We start from the raw sequence: 6,149 nt of genomic DNA on the forward strand, positions 1-6,149 counted from the left end.
CGTGCTCGGCGTTGACGTACAACTGGTTCCACTCCTGACTGTCCATGGCCTTGAAGACCTCGGCATGCCAAGGTGAAAGGGCTGCCTCTGGTTCCAGACTGTGAAAGCTCTCCACCAGCCGGATCGCCTCGTCCGGGCCGAGCTCCCTGATCACGGCCAGGATTCCCCGCCGGAACTGGGCGCACAGCTCACCGATCCGGTTCATGTGGGTCGGCAGAGCCCGGTTCTCGTGGAGCATCAGGGCCGCCATCTGAATGATCGGCCCCAAAATTCGGACCCGGAATTCCTCTTCCTCGCCTTTGTCCATGCCCCAATCAACCACCGGCCGGAAATGGTCCGGCGGGTACCAGTTCAAGCCATCGTGAACCTTGGCCTCGAGTTCCGGCCCCGGCCTGAACAGGGGGCCGTAATGCTCGGCCAGATGGTGCAGGCAGGACCAGGTCAGAAAAGTGGCCCCCTTGGCCCCGATGGCGTCGTGGGCCCGGAAAGGGTTCGGTCCCAGAAGGCGGCGGACATACTTGTCGATCTTCCAGTACGGCATGTTGGACACTTCGTGGAACCCGGTCCCGGCCAGGGTCAGGCCGCAAAACAGAACGTCCAGGACAAAGGACCAGTGGTCGCCCACCGGAATGGGCATCAGGCCCAAGGCCCAGAGGAGCCGGGTGAAATCAGACGGCTCGGCCTCCACGATCTCGAAGACCTTGTTCGACTCGTGGGGAAAGGCCGGGTGGGCGATGCCCACGCCAAGCTTGGAGGCCGGAAAGCCCGAGGTCACGGACCGGATCTCGATCTCAGGAAAGGCCTCCCGGAAGATCCGATAATGGGCCCGTTTGATCTCGAGATTCTCGGGCACGGCCTCCAGCAGAATCCGGGGGCCGTAGCCCTGCAATGCCCGGGGAAGATGGACGCCGTCGTAGCTCAGGCGGATCACGTTGGCCATGATCCGGTCGGCCCGCTCCGGGCCGAAGGAGCGGACCAGGCCCGGGTACTGCCCCCCGATGCCGTCCGCCGCCCCGGGAAAATCCAGGGCCACCACCGGCACCCCGAACGGCTCCAATCGGGCTCCGAACTGCATCACCTTTCCGGCCCCGACAATGCCGCCGGCTCCGGACACGACCATGGCCCCCCTGGAACCGGCCGGACCAAAGACCTTACCCACCAATTCCTCGGGATTTACAGGAAAACGGCCCTGGCGGAAAAAATCCAGGGTCGGACCCAGGCCGATGGTTTCCAGCGTCGATCGTCTCATGGTCTCGAGCATCTTTGGTTCTCCTCATCCGACCCGAAAGAGTGCGGCCACGCCCATGTCACCGGCGGCACAACCCAGGACCAGGGCATAGCCCCCGCCCAAGTCCACGGCCTCCTCCAATGCCTCGACAACGATCCTGGTCATGGTCGGGCCCTGAGGGTGACCATAGACCAGGGAGCAACCGGTCCGGTTCATCTCCCGCCAGTCGAACCCGCAGACCTTGGCGAACACGGCGTCGTTGACCGCGAAGGGGTTGTGGCTCTTGACCACCGCCATATCGTCCAGACGCATCCCGGTCCGATCCAAAAGCTTGAGCACTGCCTGAGCCGGAGCCTCGGGCATCATGGCCGGCCCGACCCGCACCTCGGCCTTGACCATCATCCGGATGTCCACCTCGGGCCGCCGACTGAGTTCCCCGGCCCGCTCCCGCGAGGCAACCAGCAGCATGGCCATGCCGTCGGCGGCGTGGGTCTGGGTGCCGCCGGTGACGCAGGGTTTGAGCTCCCACATGGCCCGCAGGGCCTCCAGGGAAAGACGCCGGATGCCCGTGTCCTCCTCTATCCGGCCCAGGGGCCTGCCCTGCACGTTCAGGATGTCCATCGGTTCGATGAATCGATCAAGAAATCCTTGGCTCTTGGCCTTGAAATACTGCTCATGACGGAGAAAGGCGATCTCGTCCACTTCCCGGCGCTCGATTCGATGCCTGAGGGCCGCGTTCCCGGCCGTCTCGATCATGGACTGCCCGGCCGCGGGGTCGAACCCGAAATTGTCCCACACGTCGCTGATGACCTCGGTCCGCCGATAGGCCCGTCGTTCGGGAAAAACACTGGCAGGCGAGTCGCTGGTCCGGTCGAAGGTCAGGGCCCCGGCCACGGCGCAGGTTCCGGCCTGGACCTCGCCCCCGGCCAGGAGCACGGCCTGGAGGCCCGTGGCGCAGGCCTGTTCGACATGAAAGCCGGGGATGCGCCGCCCCAGACAACTGGCCACCATGGGCGCGTTCCAGAACTTCCAATGCCAGGGGATGGTCGAGCCAATGATCAGACTCTCCAGGACCGAGGAACTGATTTTCCTCCGGCCCAGAATGCGGTTCATGGCCTCCCCGGCGAACTGGCCGATGTTGACCTCGGCCAGGGCCGAAGTCTGCCAGGCCGGAAAGGGGCTGCACCCCCAGGCCCCATAGGGAATCCGAACGTCGGGATACATGGATTCGGGTTTCATGATCGCCTCATATGGGTTTCAGGACAACGGACCGAATTCGTTGACGCTGTCGAGAGCCTGGAATACCTAGCAAGCCAATGCCCGACATTTCCATGGCCCTTCATTTCTACCGCAGATCGAGCCGGGCCTCAACAACCAGGTACGCATGAAGATGATATCCGAACATCGAACGACACGACGCTAAAAAGGACGGCCATGAAACCTTCCTCCCCTCGCAGGGCCGGACCGAAACAGCCATTGGAGATCGGCCGATCCGTCCCCCGTATCGACGGCCTGGCCAAGGCCGTGGGCGCCGAGCGCTACGCCGTGGACGAACACCCCGAGAACCTGCTCTGGGCCGGGGTCAAGCGGGCCGGTGCGGCCCACGCCCGCATCCTGGCCGTAGACACGGCCCGGGCCGAGGCTCTCCCCGGCGTGTTCAAGATACTGACCAGAAAAGACGTTCCCGGCACCAACCGCCAGGGCATCGTACACAAGGATCAGCCGGTTTTGGCCGGATCCGTTGTCCGCTATCCAGGCGATCCACTGGCCCTGGTCCTGGCCGAGACCAAGGATGCCCTGGCCCGTGCCCTGGATCTGATCGAGACCCGACTGGAGCCCCTTCCGGCGGTCTTCGATCCGGACCAGGCCCTAAAGCCCGGCGCGCCCCTGGTCCACGAAGGTCGCCCCAAAGGCAACCTGCTCCTCGGTTCGACCATCACCACGGGCCAGGGCCGGGCCGCCCTCAAGGATTGTCCGGCCAGGATCCGGGCCGAGTTCTCGGTTCCGGCCCAGCGCCACGGCTTTCTGGAGACTGAAAACGGCGTTGCCCGGCAGGACGAGAGCGGTCTCATCCACCTGACCGTCTCCACCCAGGCCCCGTTCCGGGACCGCTTCGAGATTGGCCACGCCTTGGGGCTCGACCCCATGCGCATCCGGGTTGTCGCCCCTTTTTTGGGCGGTGGGTTCGGAGGCAAGGACGGCTCCACGGTCCAATGCCTCCTTGCCCTGGCCGCCCTGCACGCCGACGGCCAGCCGGTCAAGATGGTCTGGGGCAGGGAGGAGAGCTTCCAGGCCGGGTACACCCGTCACGCCGCCCGAATGCGCTACGAACTGGGAGCCGGTTTGGACGGGACCCTCATGGCCCTGTCCTGCCGCCTGACCCTGGACACCGGGGCCTACGCCCACCTGGGCGGTGAGGTCCTGGCCCTGGCCGTCGAACACGCCGCAGGCCCCTACCGCATTCCCAACGTCCACATCGAGGGCCGGGCCGTGTACACCAACAATCCCGTGGCCGGAGCCATGCGCGGCTTCGGCGTGGCCCAAGTGGCCTATGCCATGGAACGGATGATGGACCTTCTGGCCGCCAGACTGGAAATCGACCCTTTGGAACTGCGGCGCAATAACGCCCTGCACCGAGGGGACCGCAACGCCTGCGGTGTGACTCTGACCGGGTCCACCGGCATGGTCGATTGTCTCACGGCCGTTGCCGATCATCCCCTTTGGCTGAGTCGAAAACAATGGACAGCCCAGACCCCTCGGTTCAAGCGCCGGGGAGTGGGCCTGGCCGCCGTGCACAACGCCATGGGCTACGGCCGGGGCCTGGCCGACTCGGCCATCGCCCGGGTGGAGCTGACCGAGCGGGGAACGATTCGCGTCTTCAGCGGGGTGACCGACATGGGCCAGGGCAACGCCACGGCCTATGCCCAGATTGCCGGCCAGATCCTCGGCCAGGACGACTCCATGATCGACGTTGTCCAGCCGGACACATTCCAATCACTGCCCTCGGGCTCCTCGGCCGCCGGACGGACCACCTACACCTTTGGTAAAGCCCTGATCACAGCCTGTGAAACCCTTCGAGCCAAGCTCTTTGCCCGGGCCGCCCTGATGCTCATGCTCGAAGGGCCCGACGACCTGGCCATGGTTTCCGGCGCGGTCCGCCATCTGCCCACGGCTCGGGATCTCCCCCTGCCGGTTCTGGCCCGGATGTTCACCGAGGCCGACCGGACGGCCATTGCCGAGGCCTTCATGCCCGTGGCCAAGGACAATCTGACCTCGGGCAAGGAATTTCGCATCGGTTTTCCTCATCTCCTGTTCGCCCACGCCGCCCACGCCGCCTTTGTCGAGGTGGACGAGCTGACCGGTCAGGTGGAGGTCGAGCACTACCTGGCCGCCACCGAAGCCGGCCGGGTCATCAACCCGCAGAGCTTCGATCAGCAGGTCCAGGGGGCCGTGGCCCAGGGCCTGGGCTATGCCCTGAGCGAGGATATGAAGTTTCAGGAGGGCCGGGTCCGGGCTGACTCCCTGGCCACCTACGTCATGCCCACCAGTCTGGATGTGCCCGATATCGTCTCCCTGCCCTGCCAAGTGGAGGAGCCCAGCGGCCCCTTCGGACTGAAGGGCGTGGGCGAAGTAGGCATGAACGGGCCCCTTCCGGCCGTGGCCAACGCCCTGGCCTCCTGCGGGATCGACGTCCGCCACGCCCCCCTGACCCCGGAACGAGTCCTCGAAGCCCTGGCCGGAAAAAAACCCAGGAGGAAACAATGATCCTGCGCTTCACAGTCAACCGGAAATCGGTCGAACTGGAGACCGAGCCCGATTGCCGGGTTGTGGACATCCTTCGGGAGGATCTGGGACTTTTCGGCACCAAGGAGGGCTGCGGGAGCGGCGAGTGCGGGGCCTGCACCGTGCTCGTGGACGGGGAGCCCCGACTGTCCTGCCTCATGCTGGCCGCCCAGCTCCAAGGCCGGGAAGTGACGACCATCGAAGGCCTGGGCACGGCCGACTCACCTCACCCGATCCAATCGGCCATGGCCCTGCACGGCGGCGTGCAGTGCGGGTTCTGCACCCCGGGCATGGCCCTGACCGCGGCCGAATTCCTGACCCGCCAGCCAGCCCCCGATCGCTTGGCCATTCGCGAAGCCCTGGCCGGGAACTTCTGTCGCTGCACCGGGTACCAGAAGATCGTCGATGCCGTTCAGGAAGCCTCCCTGGTCATGGCCGGTAACGATCGGAAAAAAAAACCATGACCGCCGTCCTTGCTCCTCGATTCTTCGACGACCTCTGGGCCATGCTCAACGACCAACCCGAAGCCACCCTCATGGCCGGGGGGACTGATCTCCTGGTCCGCCGCCGGGCCGGGCTCGTCAACCCCAGAACCATCGTTCTCCTGGAAGGCCTGGACGCCTTGGCCGAGATATCCCTCGACAACGGCGAGCTGGTCGTCGGCTCCGGGGCCACCCACTCCCGGATTCTCAACTCGCCCCTGATCCGAACAAACGCACCCCTTCTGGCCATGGCTCTGGCCAAAGTTGGCGGGCCCCAGATCCGGAACATGGGCACCATCGGCGGGAACCTCTGCACGGCCTCCCCGGCCGGGGACAGCCTGCCGGCCCTGCACGTCCTCGGAGCAAGGGTCGAACTCCTCTCCCAAAACGCCAGAAGGGTCATGAACCTCGATGAATTCATCCTCGGCCCGGGCAAGACCGCTCTACGGCCCGGGGAAATCTTGACCCGGATTCTCGTTCCCCCCACCCGGCACTTTCAAGTCCAGCACTTCGAGAAGGTCGGCCAGCGCAAAGCCATGGCCATCGCCGTGGTCAGCCTGGCCGGCCTGATCAGCCTTGGCCCCCGGGGCCTGATCGAGAATGCCCACCTGGCCCTGGGCAGCGTGGGGCCGACAATCATCCGCCCAGTCGAGGCC

Annotated in this window: 5 protein-coding genes; 3 read left to right on the top strand and 2 right to left on the bottom strand. The window is 65.5% G+C overall.

Features of this window, described 5'->3' with window-relative positions:
- Together EOM25_11425 and EOM25_11430 are read right to left on the bottom strand one after the other, a co-directional pair.
- Positions 1-1,261: hypothetical protein (locus EOM25_11425; protein NCC25783.1), on the bottom strand; the 1,261-nt coding region annotated here is incomplete at its 3' end.
- A 12-nt stretch (positions 1,262-1,273) separates the two neighbouring features.
- The gene (locus EOM25_11430; protein NCC25784.1) at positions 1,274-2,467 is read right to left on the bottom strand and encodes a thiolase family protein; all 1,194 of its coding nucleotides are present in this window, start codon (positions 2,465-2,467) and stop codon (positions 1,274-1,276) included.
- A gap of 195 nt (positions 2,468-2,662) precedes the next feature.
- Here EOM25_11430 and EOM25_11435 point away from each other — a divergent pair, with 195 nt between their 5' ends.
- From EOM25_11435 to EOM25_11445, 3 genes are all read left to right on the top strand, one after another.
- Positions 2,663-4,993, top strand: coding sequence for a xanthine dehydrogenase family protein molybdopterin-binding subunit (locus EOM25_11435; GenBank protein ID NCC25785.1), 2,331 nt, complete (start codon positions 2,663-2,665; stop codon positions 4,991-4,993).
- Entirely contained in the window at positions 4,990-5,475 is a 486-nt protein-coding gene (locus tag EOM25_11440) for a (2Fe-2S)-binding protein (GenBank protein ID NCC25786.1), read from the top strand. The genes EOM25_11435 and EOM25_11440 overlap by 4 nt, the downstream gene beginning before the upstream one ends.
- The coding region (locus EOM25_11445; GenBank protein ID NCC25787.1) for a xanthine dehydrogenase family protein subunit M at positions 5,472-6,149 on the top strand (678 nt) is incomplete at its 3' end. The genes EOM25_11440 and EOM25_11445, both read left to right, overlap by 4 nt.

The organism is Deltaproteobacteria bacterium, assembly GCA_009929795.1.
Classification (GTDB): Bacteria; Desulfobacterota; Desulfovibrionia; order Desulfovibrionales; family Desulfomicrobiaceae; genus RZZR01.

Excerpts from the sequence above, each read along its gene's own strand:
- EOM25_11430 (NCC25784.1), bottom strand. The coding sequence starts at position 2,467 with ATGAAACCCGAATCCATGTATCCCGACGTTCGGATTCCCTATGGGGCC.
- EOM25_11435 (NCC25785.1), top strand. The coding sequence starts at position 2,663 with ATGAAACCTTCCTCCCCTCGCAGGGCCGGACCGAAACAGCCATTGGAG.
- EOM25_11440 (NCC25786.1), top strand. The coding sequence starts at position 4,990 with ATGATCCTGCGCTTCACAGTCAACCGGAAATCGGTCGAACTGGAGACC.